The organism is Neobacillus sp. S1115 (genome assembly GCF_055385565.1).
This window is the reverse complement of record NZ_AP038275.1, coordinates 1,741,122-1,759,653: the sequence shown is the minus strand read 5'-3', so window position 1 is coordinate 1,759,653 and position 18,532 is coordinate 1,741,122. Positions and strand designations below refer to the sequence as shown.

Sequence of the window (18,532 nt, the reverse complement as noted above, 5' to 3'; positions counted from 1 at the left end):
AAACAATTTATAAGCAAAACATTAACTGAATATTAAAATATTAGCACTATTTTAGTATTCTGCCAATAATAGCTTTAGGCCTGTGAGGTAAGCGGATGTTTAAACCCATTTGGCAATGAAACACCTGTTAGATTTTTGATAAATAAAACATTACTGGATTTATCCACCTTAGTCTTAAGCGGCAGCCCGTCATCCTCAGGCTGGAAGTGAAAAACAACTTTTGTAGTATTCTTATTAACAAGTTTACTTAAGATAGTTATTAATTCTACTTTCTCCTTACTAATAACATCATAAAGGTGAAGGGTATCCTCTTCATGCTGCATAATGACTACAGCCTGCTCATCCTGGGCATAGTAGAGCTCTTGGTTAAAGACTATCAAACAATAAAACATTAGCAGCTCCTCTGTTCCGTGTGTCCCAAAGGCAGCTGACCCTGATAGCCGATCAGCTGCCAATCTATAAATAAATGCTAAATCTTCAACGTTTCTCCCATTTAATTTTCGTATGCCGGTTTCGTTTTTTGCCTCGAACGAACGATCCAGTGAAAATTGGAGTTCTTCATATTCTTTAAAACCAAACTTTGGGTAAAAATCTAGCACAGATTGATTAGCAAATAAATACATTAAATCTATATCCTTGTAATCTTCCAAAACCTGATTCATCAGTTTTTTGGACAAACCTTGATTTCGATAATCAGGATGCGTCATAACCGTACCGATTTGGACAGACTGTTTTTTTTCGTTATCAATGATTAAATCCACAAGATTTACTGATACATTTGCTACGACTCTACCATTTTCAATATACGAATATGGTATATATTTTTCTGTCCAGAAACCGTGCTGATACCAAACTTCGAAGTCAATGCCAAAGATGGAGGAAGCTAATTCATTAAAGCTTTTTCTTAAGAGTTCGTTTTCTTGATAGCCCTTTGCGAATACCAAATCTTTCATACGGACATCATCCTTCCTGGAAACCAAACCATATTATACCATTTCATATAATAGATGAATCCTTAAAAATATTAAAGGATTTTCGAAAATGATATAGAAGAGGTAAATGTTGGTTTATTTTTCATCCAAAAAGTCTATTTAGGAGGAACGAAAAATGCGTAACGAAGAGATGCTGCTTATCCCCGGTCCGACACCTGTCGTGGATTCCATTTATGATGCGCTGGCACAGGAAACCCGGGGTCATACTGACCCAAGATTTGTGAAAATATTTAAGAGTGCTATTGAAAAAACAAGAGAGATGTTTAAAACAGACGGGGAAGTGTTTGTTGTTTCAGGGTCAGGTACCCTTGCGATGGAAATGGCCCTTGTAAATACAGTGGCTGCAGGAGAGAAAATACTTGTCATCAGTCAAGGCTACTTTGGTGACCGCTTTATCCATTTAGGAAGAGCATTTGGAATTGAGGTTGACGTCATTCAGTCAGAATGGGGAAGTCAGGTTCAGACAAAGGAAGTAGAGGAAAAATTAACTGCCGGGAATTACAAAGCCGTTACCATTACCCATGCCGATACTTCAACAGGTGTCGCCGCAAACTTGGATGCACTTGTGCCCCTTATAAAAAAACACGGGGCATTGGTTATTCTCGATGGTGTCTGCGCCACTGCGGCGATGGAAGAAGATATGAGCAAGGCATACGGCCATCCGGATTATAAAATCGATGTTGTGTTAACAGGATCTCAGAAAGCAATCGGTGTACCCCCAGGACTGGCAGTTGTCGCCTTTAACCAATCGGCATTGGCCGCACGGGAAAAAATCGGGCGTGTACCAGCCTACTATTGTGACATCCATAATTGGATCCCAATTATGAATGATCCTGGCAAATACTTTGCAACACCGCCGGTAAACCTCATTTACGCCTATGACGAGGGAATGAAATTGGTGCTTGCCGAAGGGATGGAAAATCGCTATAAACGTCACAGAGCTTACGGACGAGCCGTCCGGTCCGCTCTCGCCGAATATGGCATGAAGGCAATCGCCGATGAGGATGTCGCTGCCGCTACTCTTAGCTGTATTCTGTACCCAGAAGGCTTGAACGATGCCGCCTTCCGCGCTGCCCTTGCCGAAAAAGGTGTCATTGTCGCCGGTGCTCTTGCGCATTTAGCAGGTAAGGCGTTCCGAATCGGCCATATGGGCAACACCACAAATGAAATGCTTGAGAAAGCAATTGTGTTAATCGGGGAAACGATGAAGGAAATGGGCTTTTCAGTAAATCCGGAAAAGGCAGCTGTAATTTTCCAGCAGTCCCTGACGCCATTGAAAATGTAATGGAGAAAGACCTGTCCCAAAGTAAGGGCAGGTCAGGCTGTCGAAAAAAATTCGATAACCATTCAACAAGGCTGTTGATTGGCGCTCCCGGCACTTCGCTTTCCGCGGGCGTGCCGGGGAGCCTCCTCGGCGCTAAAGCGCCTGCGGGGTCTCCCCAGCCCCGTACTCCCGCAGGAGTCTTCGTGCCTTCCGCGCCAATCAACAGGTGTATTCAATAAAAACTTCAACTCACAATGTTGATGCAATTATTTTCTTGCTAGAAGACCGATTAAGGACAAAACTGATGGAATCTACGAGGAAAGTGTCCCTCATTATGTCGATGAAGGACAAAATCAATGGAATCTCGAGGAAAGTGTGCCTCATAAGGCCTCAATTAGGACAAATTCTAGCGGCTTACTTAGTCTGGTTGGAAAAAGTGTGTTGCAATACATTAGGTTGATTTGCCTCCCTGTTGATTGGAGCGGAGGGCACTCGACTCCTGCGGGATATAGAGGTCACTGGAGACCCCGCAGGCGCTTTCAGCGCCGAGGAGGCTCCAGGACCTCCCCGCGGAAAGCGAGTGCCCGGAGCGGAAATCAACAGGCCCGTTAGCATAGACAAAAAATTGCCGAGAAAAATACCCTTTCTCGACAATCTGACCTGTCCCAAAGTAAGGGCAGGTCTTTTTAGCTTAGCTTATTTCCGCTTAATAATATAACTTTGAAAGGCATTTAAAAGGTTGGATTTATTCTAATAAATTAAGGCACAATATTCCCTGCTGCTTTATAAATTTGATACCATTCTTCTCTAGTTAATTTGATTTCAGATCCCATGCAGGCATCGTGCATTCGACCTGGATTGGTTGTTCCGAGTACGACCTGGATGTTGGCCGGATGGCGGGTAATCCATGCAACCGCAATCGCAGTGTTGGTGACACCGTATTTTTCAGCAATTCCGTCAATAGTTTTGTTCAATTCAGGAAAACGTTCCAAATCCCCAAGGAATGAACCTTCAAAAAAGCCGTGCTGAAATGGGGACCATGCTTGAATGGTTAAATCGTTCAAACGGCAGTATTCTAAAATGCTGCTATCACGATTAATAGCCTGATCAATTTTCATATTTAAGGAAATTCCCGAGTCAATCATCGGAGTATGGGCGATGCTAAACTGGAGCTGGTTGATCACCAGTTTAAATGGTATGTATTTTTGCAGCAGTTCAATTTGGGACGGATTGTGGTTCGACACACCAAAATATTTTACCTTTCCGCTTGTATGAAGCTGTTGAAAAGCTTCAGCGACTTCCTCAGGCTCCATTAGCGGGTCAGGGCGGTGCAGAAGGAGAATATCAAGATAGTCCGTTTTTAAACGTGTTAAGATACCTTCAACAGAATTCAGGATATGATCCTTTGAAAAATCAAAAAAGCCTTCCGGCAAACGGATCCCGCATTTGCTCTGCAAAATCATGTTTTCACGAATTTGCGAATTTATTTGAATGGCGTCAGAAAATATTTCTTCGCATTTACCTCTTCCGTAAATATCGGCATGGTCAAAGAAATTGATCCCTTCTTCCAAAGCCGTACGGATTAACTTTTCTGCCTCTGGCACCGATAACGAGGTTAACCGCATATTGCCCATAATCATGTTAGAAGCTTTTAAATCGGTATTGGCAATGTTTATATATTTCACACTCAATTCCTTCTTTCATTGTCTTTTCCTTCTTACATATTAAAAAAGCCATTGTAAAAAAACAATGGCTTTAATGAAGCATTCATACTATTTCTTTAACCGAGAAATCATATTCATAACATATACGGTATAATTGTTCAATTTCCCACTGTGTGGGGACTTTTGGATTATTGGCTGGACTGCCGCTATCTAATGCATCCTTGGCCATTTTACTGATGGCGCCGGTAAATTTATGTCTGTCGATTCCCCACTCCATTAAATTCGGTATTTTTAAAGCAGAACATAGCTGCTTGACCGATTCTACTGCAAATTTCGCCCTTTCTTCTTTTGAACGATTGGAATGGTTGGGGGCAAAGATATCCCCTAAATCGGATAGCCTGTCAATGCAGGAATCCATACTAAATTCAAGTACAGCCGGAAGCAGCATGGCATTGGAATACCCATGTGGAACATGAAACAGCGCCCCAATCGGCCTGGACATTCCATGTACCAGACATACAGACGCATTGGAAAACGCCATTCCTGCCTGAAGGGCGCCAAGCGACATGGCTTCCCTTGCTTCAAGGTTTTCTCCATTCGTATAAGCTTGATAAAGATTTTGGACAATGAGTTTCATGGCTGATAATGCCAGCGAATCTGTCATAGGATGCCCTTTTTTGGAAAGATATGCTTCAATGGCATGGCTTAATGCATCCACACCTGTTGCGGCAGTTACATGCTGCGGTGAGGAAATGGTTAAGAGCGGGTCGACTATAGCTATTGAAGGCATGAACGCCGGTTGTTTGACCATGATTTTTACATTCGTGGAAGGGTCGGTAATGACCGTGACATCAGTTGCTTCTGAACCCGTTCCGGCTGTGGTAGGAATCGCGATATGCGGGATTGGCATCGCTTCAGCAATCTTTCTGCCGCCTGCATAGTCACCAATATCTCCTCCGTTTGTTACTAATACAGCAACTGCTTTGGCGGTATCGATACAACTGCCGCCGCCAATGGATATAAGTAAATTACACTTTTCCAAACTGAACTGCTCATGTGCTTCAGAAACATAGTTGACTGTCGGTTCAGAGTCTACGCCTAGAAATACACGGCTTTGAACACCATGATTTGCTAATAACTGTTTGCATTTATCAACAACGCCAAGGTGATTCATGACTTTGTCTGAAATAATTAACGCTCTATCCCCTAATCCTGCGGCTTCCACTCCTACTCGGTTAAATGCCTGTTTTCCATAAACGATACTTTGCGGAGTCCTAAAATAAGCAATATCCCTCATCAAAAAAATCCCCCTTCCTATGTAAACGATTACATAATAACAAAAGGAGAAAAAGAATTGTGTTGAAACTTGTTATATTCATTCAATTTTTTTAAAACCTTTTGAGCCTAAGCACCAATAAAAAATTATTGAACCGTACCTAATTGTCTGTCATATTCCATGATAATCCGGGACAAACTGATTAGTACGATATATGTTTACTTTAAAAATGAGTATTTAGTCCTAAAGGTATATCCTTGGAAGGGGAAGTTGGCTTGTCAAATCCAATTGAAAAGTTATTTTGGAGCATTGCCCTTCCGGGGTTTGGGCAATTATTAAATAAAAAATATCTTAAAGGTTTCTTGTTTGTTTTTTTAGAAATTCTGGTGAATACACAAGCAAATTTCAATACCATCATCATGCTAAGCTTTCATGGAGAGATTGAAAAGGCAATTGCTTTAACTGATTATCAGTGGCTTATGTTTTATCCTTGCTTATATTTCTTTGCGATGTGGGATGCGTTTAAGGATGGAGGCGGAGGCAGTGAAAGATATTCCTTCCTTCCGTTCGTATTTGCCGCTTATTTTGTCACGGTCGGCTGTATTTATTCCCCGAAATTAAAAATCTTTGGTGTCTTGTTTGGACCAGTCTGGCTGCCGATGTTGTTTGTCATACCCGGGGTTGTAGCAGGGTTTATTATAAAAGCAATAATAAAAAAATTCACTGAACCAAAAAAGCAAGCTTTTGATTAAAGTTTGCTTTTTAAATATTTATTTTCCCAACATTTCCAAGACAAATAAAAATCCTAACATCTGCAGATGTTAGGATTAACGATGACCTGTGAGGGGTTCGAACCCCCGACCTCAACCCTGTCAAGGTTGCGCTCTCCCAGCTGAGCTAACAGATCAATATTTAAGCTACAAATATTATTATAGTAAAAAAAACAAAAAAGTCAATAACAATTTTTCATTAAATACCCCTCTAAAAAAACAGAACACACATTCCTCTTTTCGTTGATTAAAGAACTAATGTTCGGTTATAATAATTTATAGAAAGGAGGAGTTTTAAAATGGATGGCCTGTTTATTCGTTCCATCGAAGAAAATATTCCTTTGGAGATGATTTATCTTGCCGAAAACCAGGAAATTACCCAGCGAAGATTAATAATTAAAGAGGTAACTGACGAATACATTCGCGCCTACTGCCTGCTGCGGAAACAAATCCGTACCTTTAAACGGGACAATATTCTTTCCATCATGCCTGATCAGCATCGTAAAAGCCGTTACCTGCATTAATCCTCAACCTAGCCCCCTTATCCTTACACACATTTCTGCATTTCCACTTTCATTATGGTAAAATTCTTTTTGTAAAACAGTTGAACTCGGGGGGATTTTTCAAAATGGATTATCCAAGAGGTACCATTACAGAACAAACATTTTACAGCAATGAACTTGGAGAAGAAATGCAGCTGCTCATTTACCTTCCAGCCAATTTCTCACCGCTATATAAATACTCGCTGCTGATTGCTCAGGATGGCCGTGATTATTTTCAGCTTGGCCGAATTGGTCGAGTGGCAGACGAGTATCTTTCTATAAAAGAAATGGAAAATTTAATTATTGTTGGGGTACCCTATAAGAATGTAAAGGACCGCCGCAGAAAATATCATCCTGCAGGAGACCAAAACCGGCAATACATACGCTTCCTTGCTCATGAATTAGTCCCCTTTTTGGACAGTGAATATCCAACGTACCAAGTTGGGACAACCAGAGCACTTATAGGGGACTCGCTTGGTGCAGCGGTTTCCCTAATGACTGCATTGCAATACCCGCATACATTTGGGAAAGTGCTGCTTCAATCTCCCTATGTGGACGAGATTGTGTTAGAAGCTGCCAAGCATTATACAGAGCCGTTATCACTGGAAATTTATCATGTCATAGGAAAACTCGAAACCGAAGTGAAAACAACAGATGGAAAAACCAGCGATTTTCTGACACCCAATCGGGAGCTTTCAAAAGTCCTTTCCAAAAAGCCTTTTAGTTATTTTTATGAAGAATTTAATGGAAATCACACTTGGACCTATTGGCAGCCAGACTTACGACGGGCACTTAAAATGATGTTCTAGTAAGCCATTTGAATTATTTATTATATTTAGAAAATTTGTTATAATAATAAATACCCATTTTTACTCGCTATTTTCCTTGACATTCCTTGACTTATGATAGAACCTACTACTTAAAACGGAGGTACCGCCATGAAATTTGGAGTTGTTATTTTTCCATCGAAAAAGCTTCAAGACCTTGCAAATTCTTATCGCAAGCGCTATGATTCGCATTATGCTTTAATCACACCGCATTTGACATTAAAAAATGCCTTTGAAGCAACTGAGGAAGATGTGAAAGAATTTGCCGATAAACTGCGGAAAATTGCCGGCAACACACAGCCTTTCACCTTAAAAACTACTAAAGTGAGTTCTTTTCATCCGGTTAACAATGTTATTTACTTTAAGGTTGAGCCGACAGAAGAACTAACTTCCTTACATGCAGAAGTTAATAAAGAATTTAGCGAACAAAATCCGGAATACGCATTTGTTCCCCATATTACGATCGGCCAGAATCTATCTAATGATGAACACTCCGATGTTTACGGGTCGCTGCGTATGAAAAGAATTGACCACGAAGAAACGATTGACCGTTTCCATCTCCTCTACCAGTTGGATAACGGCTCTTGGACAGTTTCTGAAACATTTCGGTTTGGAAAGGAATAGTTCTAAGTGACAGTAAAAGTTGTTGAAAACCCTAAAGAACTCGAGGACGCCTACACAGTTCGGAAAATAGTTTTTGTAGATGAACAAAACGTCCCCTTTGAAGAGGAAATTGATCAATTTGAAAATGATGCCACTCATTTTGTGTTGTATCATGAAGGCAGTCCAGTAGGGGCCGGACGATTCCGCAATGTTGAGGGCTATGGAAAGGTTGAACGGATTTGTGTCCTCAAAGAGGCTAGAAACATTGGTGCCGGTAAAGCCATTATGGAGACAATCGAATCCCATGCCCGGGAAAAAGATTTCCGAAAGCTAAAACTTAACGCCCAGACGCATGCCATCCCCTTTTACGAAAAATTGGGCTACGAGGTAGTCTCAGAGGAATTCATGGATGCCGGAATTCCACACAAAACAATGGTAAAGAATTTATAGAAATATGCACTTGCCAATATTGAAGTTGGCAGGTGCTTTTTATTGGTTTTCTTCAAAACTTCTTTCCCGCCATTCCAGGTTTTGATATGATAGAACATGTCTTATTTCAAAATAGAGGGTTATAAAAATGAAAACAGCAGTTTATCGAAATCAGAAGATTGTGATTGACGAGCTCAATCGTGAGGAATTCCAGTCTATTTACATCGCCGGCAAAAGAGGCGATCTATCTTGTCCTACTTGTAAAGAAAAGGTGCAGTTGTATCTGGGAATCCTAAGTGACCCCCATTTTTTCCACCATTCTTTACCGGAAAAGAGATGTCCGCTACCAGGAAGACTTGACACAGGGCTTCAGCCACAAACAGAAAATCACTATATTGAACGAAACGGGTTTAGAATTCCCCAGGGCAGAACCATTACAGAAGAAAATTCTGCTCCTGTAAAATTTAAAACAGCAAAACCTATCGAATATAAAGTTCCGTTTAAGCAAACACAGACAAATTCTCAAGGAAGCCTTCCCCCCTATTTGCAGCAGCTATCAGCAAATGGAGTTATTTTAGATGATAGTCAGACGAAAGCAGTTATAGATACCGAAGGCCCCTTATTAGTGCTTGCCGGTGCCGGAAGCGGCAAAACAAGAGTGCTGACTTGCCGGACCGCGTTCATGCTTGAGGCTAAACAAATAGACCCTCGAACCATCATGTTGGTTACATTCACCACCAAAGCAGCAGCTGAAATGAAAAATCGTCTTCTTTCTTATCCAAATATGAAGCGTGAAAAAATCCAGCAGCTCATAACCGGCACGTTCCACAGTATCTTTTACCGGATTCTCATGTTCCATGATGCCGCCAGTTGGTCCTCTGACAAGCTGTTAAAAAAAGAATGGCAGCGGGATAGAATTTTGAAAGAAGTCGGTAAAGAACTCGATTTGTCCGAAAAGGAGTTTGCTTATGATCTAGCACTGCAGCAAATTGGACTATGGAAAAATACGATGCTTTTCCCCGCAGAGGTCAGACCGGCATCAGAATGGGAAGAAAAAACTGCAATTTTATATAAAAAATATGAGGATTACAAAAACCGTGAAGGTTTGTTTGATTTTGATGACATGCTAATCGGCTGCTATCAGTTGTTGAAAACCACTCCTGCCATATTGGAGTATTATCAAGACCGATTTCAATATTTTTTAATCGATGAGTTCCAGGACATCAACAAAGTTCAATATGAATTAATTAAACTACTATCGAAAAAGCACAAAAATGTTTGTGCTGTTGGTGACGATGACCAGGCCATTTACTCCTTCAGAGGAAGCGACCCAAATTTTCTGCTTGAATTTGAAATGGACTTCTATTCATCAAAGACTGTAACGCTTGAACAAAATTACCGTTCATCTCATGAGATTGTTTCGGCCGCTAATCAAGTAATTTCTGCAAATAAATTAAGAAAATCAAAAAAAATGCAGGCACAATTTTCTAGCGTTGAAATGCCACTTACTTTTTTCCCTTTTGACGAAGAGGAAGAAGCCACTATGATTGTCACTGATATTTCTGAGCGGATTGCAAACGGAGCAAATCCCGCTGATTTTGCGATTTTGTATCGGACCAATGCTGCTTCAAGGGCAGTATTTGAACGGCTGGCGGGTTCGAATCTTCCTTTTAAAATCGACATGGACGCTGAAGCCTTTTATGACCGTTATATCATTAGATGCGCCCTGGCCTTTTTAAAGGTCAGCTTAAATGAAGAAGATCCAAACAGCATGACAGAAATTTTGCCATTATTATTTTTAAAACAATCGGCCCTGAAGGACATGAAAGCACTTAGTATCCTTCAGGACTGCAGTCTCCTTGAGGCACTGATGCATTTAAAAACATCCCATGCCTTTCAGGAAAAAAAATTAAAAAAGGCAGTTCCGCTGATTCGCGCCCTTAAAACCTTGACACCGGCAAAAGCGATTGAAAAGATTGAAAAGGAAATAGGCTTCCTGGATTTTCTTAAAAAACGCGGCAACGAGGCAAATCAAATCGAAAAAGGATCAGATGATTTGAAGGATTTAAAAGTGGCGGCAAAAAGCTTTGACACGATCGGCGTTTTTTTAGAACATGCTGAACATATGGCAGCGATGAATAAGGAAATAAAAAATTTAAGCAAACATTTTCGCGATGCTATCACCTTAAGCACCATTCACAGGGCTAAGGGACTTGAGTATAAATATGTATATTTGCTTGGCGCAGTTGACGGCAGCCTCCCGCACGACTACGCATTGGAAACAAGTCGAAACGGGGACTTTTCCGGACTCGAAGAAGAACGAAGGCTGTTTTATGTTGCTATGACCCGGGCTCAAGAAGGTCTATATTTATCTATTCCGGACAATCGAAGAGGAAAAAAAGCCAACCGTTCCAGATTTCTCGCACCACTTTTAAAAATAAGCAAAAAGGCCAAATTCCAATAAGGAAAGCGGCCTTTTTGCTTATTTCTTATTCATCATGTTTGAAATGGTATTGAAATCAAGACTTTTTCCATCTTTAATGATGGTATTGCAAATCTGATCTTCTAATTCCTTACTGATCGGCTTGTTTGCAAGTTGAGATACTTTGCGAATGACTCCACGGACTGTCTTTTCGTCTTTAAAGTTGGCATTCTGAAGAGAATTAGCCAAATCAAAAATATCTTTCATATTTACGCCAGTTTTTTTCTCTATATTTTTAAAGAAACCATTATCCATGATCAAAATTCACACTCCTTCATAAACTACTTTATTGTATGAAGGAATGAAAAAATGGTGAAAAAAGAAAAGGATAGCCAAAAAATGGCCATCCTTTCCTACAGTCCGCTCACCTATTAATACCAGCTAGCACCTACAATGATTAATAGAATGAAAAGAACTACGATTAATACGAAGCTGCCGCCATAGCCAAAACCACCGCCGTAGCCGTAGCCGTAACCTCCACAACCCCACATAGATAGATTCACCTCTCTTTAGTAATCTCATTAATACAATATGAAATCACTAAAAAAAGTGTATAGGCACGAATAAGCTATTCATCCATTTAAGAAAAAAATCAGCATTTACCCTTTTGGCTTAAATACGAGTGCTCCAATAAATCCAAAAATAATCGCGGCTGATACTCCAGAACTGGTCACCTGAAACATCCCGGTTAACACGCCTATTAGCCCATGGTTGTTGGCATCATCAAGCGCCCCGTGAACCAATGCATTTCCAAAGCTGGTGATTGGAATGGTCGCACCTGCCCCGGCAAAATTAATAAGTGGCTCATACAACCCAAATCCCGCCAAAATCGCCCCGGCTACAACCAATAAGCTTAATGTATGGCCTGGTGTAAGCTTGGCAACATCAAATAATAGCTGGCCAATGACACAAATCAATCCGCCTATGACGAAGGCCCAAAAAAACATCGCTAACATAATCGTCCCCCCTTTAATTGTTCATTTCTATGCCAACTGCATGGGCAATACATGGAATCGATTCATTTTGTTGAAAGGTGAGCGGGGATAACAATGCACCGGTAGCAACAAGCAAAATCCGTCTATATGTACCCTTTCTCATTTCATTAAGTAAATGTCCATACAACACTGTCGCTGAACATCCTGCTCCGCTTGCTCCTGATTGAACGGGCTGGTCATCCTTATAGATGAGGATCCCGCAATCCTGAAATTGCTTTCTTTCAAGCTTAAGGCCGCTTTTGTTAATTAATTCAAAAGCAGCGTCATGGCCGACTCTCCCCAAGTCTCCAGTAATAATTAGGTCATAATAAGATGGATCAAGGTCAAGATCCCGAAAATGGGCCATAATCGTATCTGCTGCTGCAGGAGCCATCGCACCTCCCATATTGAATGGGTCTGTTAAACCCATATCAATTACCTTTCCTATGGTTGCAGATATTGTGACAGGGTTTTTCTTCCCCGGTTCGTTTGGCTGAATAATTCCAACGCCAGCCCCTGTAACCGTCCATTGAGCCGTCGGAGGCTTTTGACTGCCGTATTCCGTTGGATAGCGAAACTGTTTTTCAACCGCAGCATTGTGGCTAGATGCTCCCGTCACCACATTTTGTGCTCCCTGATAATTGACAATAAATGAGGCTAGCGCTAAGCCTTCCATGGAAGTGGAACAAGCTCCAAATAACCCGAAATAGGGAATCTGCATAGTCCTCGCCGTAAAGCTAGTTGGCGTTATTTGATTAATTAAATCACCGGCAATTAAAAATTGAATTTTTTCCTTCTCAATATTTGCTTTGTCCAGTGCAATTTTTATCGCTTCTTCAAGCAAGATTCGATGGGCTTTTTCATAGGACTCCTGGCCCATCCATAGGTCTTCATACAATAAATCGAAGTCATTTGCCAAGTTTCCGTTAGCCTCAAAGGGGCCCCCTGTTACCCCAGTCGCCGATATCATCGGTTTATTTTGAAAGACCCACGATTGATGTCCTTTTAGCAATTACAAAACCCCCCAAATGCTTAAAACCGTTCTAATCAGCGCTACCACAAAGGCTGCAAATACACCAAAAAGAAGAACTGAGCCTGCAAGCTTAAACATATTGCCGCCGACTCCTAACACAAACCCCTCTGTGCGATGTTCAATGGCTGCGGAGATAACGGCGTTGCCAAAGCCCGTGACCGGAACTGCACTCCCCGCCCCGGCAAACTGCCCCAGTCGATCATAAACACCGAAGCCGGTCAAGAGCATGGAGAGAAACACCATTGTGGCCACCGTTGGATTCCCGACACTTTGTTCCGTAAAATTAAAAAAGTAAATGTAAAAATAACTGATGGCCTGGCCGATTGCGCATATCAGTCCGCCAACAAAAAAAGCCCTGATACAATTTTTTAAAACTGGCCGTTTCTTTTCGTGCTTTTGTTGAAGCTGCTGGTATTTTTGCTGCTCGGGTGTCATATTTTTCTGTTTGCTTGCCATCATTGCATCCCCTTTCCTACTTGATATCCTCTGTCATTTTAACGATTTCATTAAAACGTTTTTCTGCATCCCGATGGTTAAACCTAGCCGAGGACCTCATCTTTTCATCAAGCCGTACGACTTCCAAAAAGATTTTATAATCACTTGAGACGGTGAATTTCTCTTTTGGATATTTTTTCTCAAGCATTTTGGTAACATTTTTTTCAATCTTTTTCATGTTAAACCGATGCAAATGCTTTACCTTGTAGGCAACAAGGATTGCTTTTTTTCCTTTGACGACAGCGACATCATACAATTCTGGAAGAGAACTTACATCTTGTTTAATTTTCTCTACCTGGTCATTTCCTTTATGCCCATCAGTGACAACTGGTGGTGGATTTGTGGTTTTCACGAGCGCGAGCTGGCTGTCTTTTGCTTTTTGATCCTGATTGCAAGAAACCAGTAAGATCACGCTTATCAATATAATGAATCGATATGTATTACGCATAACGGTATTCATCCCTTTTTTATAAATATGACTGTCATTAGTTTTTTCGACATTGACTAAAAATATGACTAAGTTAATGCCGTTTAGAGAAAAAATAAAACTGCCAGGTAAACCCAGCAGTTTTTCACTTCTACTTATATGTCTTCTTCCCACAGCCACAGCCTTGTTTTTTTATAGCATTTGATGGCTGGTAAACCTTTGTTGTTTCAGTTTGTTTCTTTTTCTTTGTCACCTTTTTCCCTCCAATCAAATACAATTCATTAGTTACTAATCATCATATGAAAAAGCGTAAGTCTTGTCTCAGGCAAAAATCCTTATTTCCCAATAAAATATTGAATAATTGTTTCAATGATGGCCGCCATACCAGCAACAGCCAGGATAAGTATAATTAGCTCCGCCCAAACAGGGAAAAGGAAGGATATTCCTACCAAAATGGCAGAAGACCATATTCCTGTACACCAATAACAACTTAGCAATTCACCCATAAATCGCCTTATTCCAAACTTTTTTGGAATATAATAAATTTCCACTTCACCTTCTGCATTTACTTCCTCTACCTCATCAAAAAAGGGATTGCGTAAAAATTCAGCAATTTTATCAAAAACAATTAACCTCGTAAACCGAAAGCTTGCCAATGCTAAAAGGAGCAGTTGCATAAAACTTATCTTCATGTTAAAAAACCCTTTCATTTTTGGACTAATGACTGTGTATGAAAATAGCCTAATTTTGGTAAATAAGGCAATTGTCCGTAACCCATAAGGCTCTCGTTAAATATGTTAGTAATGTAAGATATATTACGGATTAAGGAGGAAAAATAAATGGGTTGTGGGAGCTTTAGAAATAATCACGACAACGGCAATTGCGTATGTCAAGTAGTTCGCGCGATTAAAGATATCCAAGATAATGCTGTTGAAGCAGCGGAATGCCAATCCTGTACCAGCTGCTTTAATGAGCCGCTTGGTTCATTGGTTTCACCGGTTAAAGAAACAGTTGATACGCGCGTATTCGTTTTAAAAACAGCTGATGGTACACCTTTCCACGCATTCTTCAATGACGATTACAATGCATGCGTCTCCATCTATTTCCGCGTAGAGGATGTGTTCGATAACTGCTGTGCAACACTTCGCGTATTAGTTCCTGGCAAAAAAGACGGCGGAAACTTTGTTCCAGTCAATTTCGTAAAGGGCGATGATAAATGCTGTATTAACCTTTCTAAACATTGCCAAGTTACTTGCTTCAAGGCGAGCAACGATTGTGTAACAGTTGACTTAAGCTGCTTCTGTGCCATTCAATGTATTGCAGACGTAAACCTTGGAATTTGCAACAGTTAAATAAATTAGCCAGTCGGTGAATCGGCTGGCCTTTTTTTTTATTTATTCATTATCGCTTTATTCCGATCATGATGACATTTGTTATATCATCAACTGGAAATGTTCTTTGAGTTTTATTATGGTATTCAATGGTTATTTGATTGTCCTCATAACTAATCAGGTAGCCCAAATGTTTCTCATCATCGATATTAAAGACACATGGAACAGGCGGAAGCACTTTTGGAAAGTTAATTAAATATTCCAGTCTTTCCTTTACCGTCATTTCCTTAAATGGTTTTACTCGATTAAAGGAAGATCGGTTATTCTCCACAGGTATTGAAGATGCTGCTTCTTTTATTTCCGTTCCCATCCCATTTGAATCTTTCTCCATCTTCGCATGAGGGATATTCTTTTTACTTTCATCTGTCCTTATATTCTCTTCCATTGCCTGCTCAGCTTCAAGCTTACTTCTGAAGATTTCCTGCATATGATAGTTTGCGGGATTCCTTGAAAATGGCTGTTTAATAAAGAAAAGTGGGCCCTGATCTTTTGTATTTGACATATAAGCACCTCCTTACGGCATCCTACACTTTTATATATATGTGAATGGACTATAGGCGTTAACTGTTTTTTTCCATATAAAAAAGCCCGCAGTTCATTTTGCGGGCTTTTTATATTACATAATATGATATCCTGAGTCTACGTGGATATTTTCCCCTGTAATTCCACGGGAAAGATGGCTGAATAGGAAAACGGCAGTATCGCCTACTTCCTCCGGCGTTGTTGTTCTCCGTAATGGTGCTTTTTCTTCAATTTCCTTTAAAATCAAGTTAAATTCACCGATTCCTTTTGCGGATAGTGTTCGGATTGGACCGGCAGAAATGGAATTTACGCGAATATTATCTTTACCTAGGTCCGCAGCTAAATAGCGAACGCTTGCATCAAGGGAAGCTTTTGCAACACCCATAACATTGTAATTTTTGATGGCTCTTTCTCCCCCAAGGTATGTGAGAGTAACGATGCTGCCGCCTTCTGTCATGAGGCCGCGTGCTTCCTTCGCTACTGCCGTTAAGGAATAGGAGCTGATATTATGTGCCAGCAGGAAGCCGTCCCTAGTTGTATTCAAATATTCGCCAGATAATTCTTCCTTATTTGCGAAGGCAATACAATGGGCCACTCCATGAATAGTTCCAACCGCTTCTTTTATTTCAGCAAAACACGCAGCAATTGCTTCGTCACTAGTCACATCACATGGTAGCACTAAAGTTCCCTCTGCATTTAATGACTCCGCTAATTCCCGTACACTGCTCTCCAGTCTTTCCCCGGCAAACGTAAATACTAACCGTGCCCCAGCGTCATGAAGTGAGCGGGCAATCCCCCAAGCGATACTCCGCTTATTAGCAACTCCCATTACGACAAATGTTTTTCCAGTTAAAGATAAATTCATTTTAAAAAAATCCTCCTACATGATAACTGATATTAGTACTTGGTACTAATTCTACACTAATTCTGAATAAATGAAAAGTACTAGCCCTTTCTAATAATAGCTTTTGCCTGTTTCTGAAAATTCAAGCTCTCTTTTCAGTTCATCCACATATTCCTTTGAACCTGTGACAATCAGTCGGTCATGCATTTGCAGCTCTGTGTCACCATGAGGGACGATGGAATCCTTTCCTCTGAAAATCCTGACAAAAATAACATCCCCGGTAAACGGAAATCTTCTTAATGACATACCATCAAATAATTCATTATTCATGACAATTTCATATAACCCAGTTTCCTGATTCGTCAATAAATTTATGACTGCAGGAGACTCAATCATCGCCCGAAGCAGCGCTTTTGTAGACATAAAGGAGGAGAACACCTCTACCCCATGCTCACGAAGCCTCAGCTCCAATTCAGGACTTTCAATTCTGGCAATGACCCTTGGAACTCCTTTTTCTTTCGCAGCTATAGCCAGGTCTGCATTCACTTCCTGGTTTCCTGTTAAGATTACTACTATTTCAGACTCGAACACTTTTGTATTTTCAATGGCCTCCTGCGAATAATCCTGGATTTCCTTTATTTCAAATACCGAGTCAGCAAATGTTTTTTCGGCCTTTTCAATTTTTTGATGATACAAAACCGGATTATAGAGTCCGGACTTTAATTCTAGGGAAACAGGCAAAGTAATCTGGTTAGCACCTAAAAAGGCAATAGACACCTTCCTGCCCTCCGCTGCTTCTCGAGGGAATAGCTTTTTAAAAACAATTGGCGTAAAAATTGAGGTAATCACAGCGACAAGAATTAGTGTTCCTTTCATTTGCTCTGATATAACCCCAATCCGTTCTCCGATTGTCGCTGCAGCAATAACAAGTGACAATGTGGAGGTAAGCAGAAATCCCGAGGCAATGACGGTTTTCATATCGTACCAGATTTTCAAAAGGTACACAGGAATTAGCTTTGAAAATAATAGCCCAATCAATAAAAGCGGTATTAATAACAAAAGTTTCTTTTCACTTAATAACGACCAAATGTCCAGTTCTACACCTACCATTACAAAGAAGATAGGAATTAAAAATCCGTAGCCAAAGGAATCAAGCTTATGAACAAGCTCTTGGTTTGGTGCCAACAATGAAACAAGGACACCTGCCAAAAAGGCTCCCAGAATATTTTCAGCACCGACTGTTTCGGATAATCCTACCAGCACAATAATCAGCATAAATACAGCCCTCGTGCCGATTTGGACCGTCCCTGTTGAGAGTGTTTCAATAAAGCTGCGATTTTTAAATCTTTTACCAATAAAATAAAGGATAATTCCTGCTCCAAACAAAATCAGCAGAAGCCATGTATCCCCCTCTCCCCCTTCATTCAGGGAAACAAAGAGGGCCAGCAGAATCATGGTAGCCAAATCAGCAATGACTGCTACCAGTAAGATAATCTGCCCAATCACCGTTTTCATTAAGTGAGCTTCTTTTAAGGTAGGCACGACTACTCCCAATGAAATCGTCGAAATAATCAATGTCATCAGGAAAGCATTATCGATAAATCCTGCCAGAACAAAGAGATACGATAAACCGAGTGAAAGAATGAAGACACCGGCAAAGATAACGGATGAGACCAGAAAGGAATTAGGTTCTTTTTTCCCGTTTTGAAGAGTCTCACGTTTTTTTCCGCGTGAAAAAGCCGTGAAGTCAATTTCAAGACCGCTTAGGAACATAAGAAAAATAAAGCCAAGTGTAGACAGGGTGGACAGCCACATATCTTCATGAACGATATTGAATCCACTCTTACCAATAATGAGGCCCATGATAATTTCCGCAACAACCACAGGAATAAAATTTAATTTAAATCGATGCAATAGAATTGGAGTTAAAAATGCCATTGTCACAACAATTAATAATGAAATAATGGAGACGTGTTGTTCCATCATACTCCTCCCTT

Annotated in this window: 21 protein-coding genes and 1 tRNA gene; 8 read left to right on the top strand and 14 right to left on the bottom strand. The window is 40.5% G+C overall.

The features are described 5' to 3' along the window. Positions 1-74: 74 nt before the first annotated feature. Positions 75-953 (bottom strand): GNAT family N-acetyltransferase, encoded by an 879-nt coding sequence (locus ACZ5B7_RS08635; RefSeq protein ID WP_464493450.1) that lies wholly within the window; start codon positions 951-953, stop codon positions 75-77. A 154-nt stretch (positions 954-1,107) separates the two neighbouring features. On the opposite strand from ACZ5B7_RS08635, the gene ACZ5B7_RS08630 reads away from it, so the two are divergent. Beyond that, on the top strand, positions 1,108-2,277 hold the full coding sequence (locus ACZ5B7_RS08630; RefSeq protein ID WP_464493449.1) for a pyridoxal-phosphate-dependent aminotransferase family protein: 1,170 nt from the start codon (positions 1,108-1,110) through the stop codon (positions 2,275-2,277). 737 nt (positions 2,278-3,014) lie between these two features. Here the strand turns inward: ACZ5B7_RS08630 and ACZ5B7_RS08625 are convergent. Further along, a complete protein-coding gene (locus ACZ5B7_RS08625; RefSeq protein ID WP_464493448.1) occupies positions 3,015-3,941 on the bottom strand; it encodes an aldo/keto reductase in 927 nt (308 codons plus the stop codon). Positions 3,942-4,023: 82 nt separating this feature from the next. Then, the gene (locus ACZ5B7_RS08620; RefSeq protein ID WP_464493447.1) at positions 4,024-5,217 is read right to left on the bottom strand and encodes an iron-containing alcohol dehydrogenase; all 1,194 of its coding nucleotides are present in this window, start codon (positions 5,215-5,217) and stop codon (positions 4,024-4,026) included. Positions 5,218-5,471: 254 nt separating this feature from the next. On the opposite strand from ACZ5B7_RS08620, the gene ACZ5B7_RS08615 reads away from it, so the two are divergent. Continuing rightward, positions 5,472-5,948, top strand: coding sequence for a hypothetical protein (locus ACZ5B7_RS08615; protein ID WP_464493446.1), 477 nt, complete (start codon positions 5,472-5,474; stop codon positions 5,946-5,948). An 82-nt stretch (positions 5,949-6,030) separates the two neighbouring features. Here the strand turns inward: ACZ5B7_RS08615 and ACZ5B7_RS08610 are convergent. Next, positions 6,031-6,103: transfer RNA gene (locus tag ACZ5B7_RS08610), tRNA-Val, on the bottom strand. Between the two features lie 162 nt (positions 6,104-6,265). Between ACZ5B7_RS08610 and ACZ5B7_RS08605 the strand changes: the two genes are divergently transcribed. The 5 genes from ACZ5B7_RS08605 to ACZ5B7_RS08585 all read left to right on the top strand — a co-directional run bounded on the left by ACZ5B7_RS08605 (position 6,266) and on the right by ACZ5B7_RS08585 (position 10,831). Beyond that, positions 6,266-6,490 carry a hypothetical protein gene (locus ACZ5B7_RS08605; protein ID WP_464493445.1) on the top strand — a complete coding sequence of 75 codons (225 nt, stop codon included), beginning with the start codon at positions 6,266-6,268 and terminating at the stop codon, positions 6,488-6,490. A 104-nt stretch (positions 6,491-6,594) separates the two neighbouring features. Then, positions 6,595-7,317: an alpha/beta hydrolase gene (locus ACZ5B7_RS08600; protein WP_464493444.1), complete on the top strand. Its 723-nt coding sequence runs from the start codon at positions 6,595-6,597 to the stop codon at positions 7,315-7,317. A 129-nt stretch (positions 7,318-7,446) separates the two neighbouring features. Beyond that, a complete protein-coding gene (locus ACZ5B7_RS08595; protein ID WP_423801521.1) occupies positions 7,447-7,959 on the top strand; it encodes a YjcG family protein in 513 nt (170 codons plus the stop codon). 6 nt (positions 7,960-7,965) lie between these two features. After that, on the top strand, positions 7,966-8,388 hold the full coding sequence (locus ACZ5B7_RS08590) for a GNAT family N-acetyltransferase (protein WP_464493443.1): 423 nt from the start codon (positions 7,966-7,968) through the stop codon (positions 8,386-8,388). A 127-nt stretch (positions 8,389-8,515) separates the two neighbouring features. After that, positions 8,516-10,831 (top strand): UvrD-helicase domain-containing protein, encoded by a 2,316-nt coding sequence (locus ACZ5B7_RS08585; RefSeq protein WP_464493442.1) that lies wholly within the window; start codon positions 8,516-8,518, stop codon positions 10,829-10,831. Positions 10,832-10,849: 18 nt separating this feature from the next. Here the strand turns inward: ACZ5B7_RS08585 and spoVIF are convergent, their stop codons facing one another. From spoVIF to ACZ5B7_RS08550, 7 genes are all read right to left on the bottom strand, one after another. Then, positions 10,850-11,104 carry a sporulation-specific transcription regulator SpoVIF gene (gene spoVIF, locus ACZ5B7_RS08580; RefSeq protein WP_213140981.1) on the bottom strand — a complete coding sequence of 85 codons (255 nt, stop codon included), beginning with the start codon at positions 11,102-11,104 and terminating at the stop codon, positions 10,850-10,852. A 116-nt stretch (positions 11,105-11,220) separates the two neighbouring features. Further along, positions 11,221-11,340, bottom strand: a complete 120-nt coding sequence (locus ACZ5B7_RS08575; protein ID WP_213140982.1) for a YjcZ family sporulation protein — start codon at positions 11,338-11,340, stop codon at positions 11,221-11,223. 108 nt (positions 11,341-11,448) lie between these two features. Further along, the gene (gene spoVAE / locus ACZ5B7_RS08570) at positions 11,449-11,805 is read right to left on the bottom strand and encodes a stage V sporulation protein AE (protein ID WP_213116586.1); all 357 of its coding nucleotides are present in this window, start codon (positions 11,803-11,805) and stop codon (positions 11,449-11,451) included. Between the two features lie 13 nt (positions 11,806-11,818). Further along, positions 11,819-12,835, bottom strand: coding sequence for a stage V sporulation protein AD (spoVAD, locus tag ACZ5B7_RS08565; protein WP_213140983.1), 1,017 nt, complete (start codon positions 12,833-12,835; stop codon positions 11,819-11,821). After that, on the bottom strand, positions 12,836-13,315 hold the full coding sequence (gene spoVAC / locus ACZ5B7_RS08560) for a stage V sporulation protein AC (protein ID WP_213140984.1): 480 nt from the start codon (positions 13,313-13,315) through the stop codon (positions 12,836-12,838). A gap of 13 nt (positions 13,316-13,328) precedes the next feature. After that, positions 13,329-13,799, bottom strand: a complete 471-nt coding sequence (locus ACZ5B7_RS08555; protein ID WP_464493441.1) for a YhcN/YlaJ family sporulation lipoprotein — start codon at positions 13,797-13,799, stop codon at positions 13,329-13,331. A gap of 314 nt (positions 13,800-14,113) precedes the next feature. Beyond that, on the bottom strand, positions 14,114-14,470 hold the full coding sequence (locus ACZ5B7_RS08550; RefSeq protein WP_464493440.1) for a DUF1360 domain-containing protein: 357 nt from the start codon (positions 14,468-14,470) through the stop codon (positions 14,114-14,116). Positions 14,471-14,617: 147 nt separating this feature from the next. On the opposite strand from ACZ5B7_RS08550, the gene ACZ5B7_RS08545 reads away from it, so the two are divergent. Continuing rightward, positions 14,618-15,130: a CotY/CotZ family spore coat protein gene (locus ACZ5B7_RS08545; RefSeq protein ID WP_464493439.1), complete on the top strand. Its 513-nt coding sequence runs from the start codon at positions 14,618-14,620 to the stop codon at positions 15,128-15,130. A gap of 49 nt (positions 15,131-15,179) precedes the next feature. On the opposite strand, the gene ACZ5B7_RS08540 is transcribed toward ACZ5B7_RS08545, so the two are convergent. The 3 genes from ACZ5B7_RS08540 to ACZ5B7_RS08530 form a co-directional block, all read right to left on the bottom strand. Next, positions 15,180-15,671: a CotO family spore coat protein gene (locus tag ACZ5B7_RS08540; RefSeq protein WP_464493438.1), complete on the bottom strand. Its 492-nt coding sequence runs from the start codon at positions 15,669-15,671 to the stop codon at positions 15,180-15,182. Between the two features lie 114 nt (positions 15,672-15,785). Continuing rightward, positions 15,786-16,556 carry an enoyl-ACP reductase FabI gene (fabI, locus tag ACZ5B7_RS08535; RefSeq protein ID WP_464493437.1) on the bottom strand — a complete coding sequence of 257 codons (771 nt, stop codon included), beginning with the start codon at positions 16,554-16,556 and terminating at the stop codon, positions 15,786-15,788. Positions 16,557-16,646: 90 nt separating this feature from the next. Next, positions 16,647-18,518: a monovalent cation:proton antiporter family protein gene (locus ACZ5B7_RS08530; RefSeq protein WP_464494459.1), complete on the bottom strand. Its 1,872-nt coding sequence runs from the start codon at positions 18,516-18,518 to the stop codon at positions 16,647-16,649. Between the last annotated feature and the right edge of the window lie 14 nt (positions 18,519-18,532).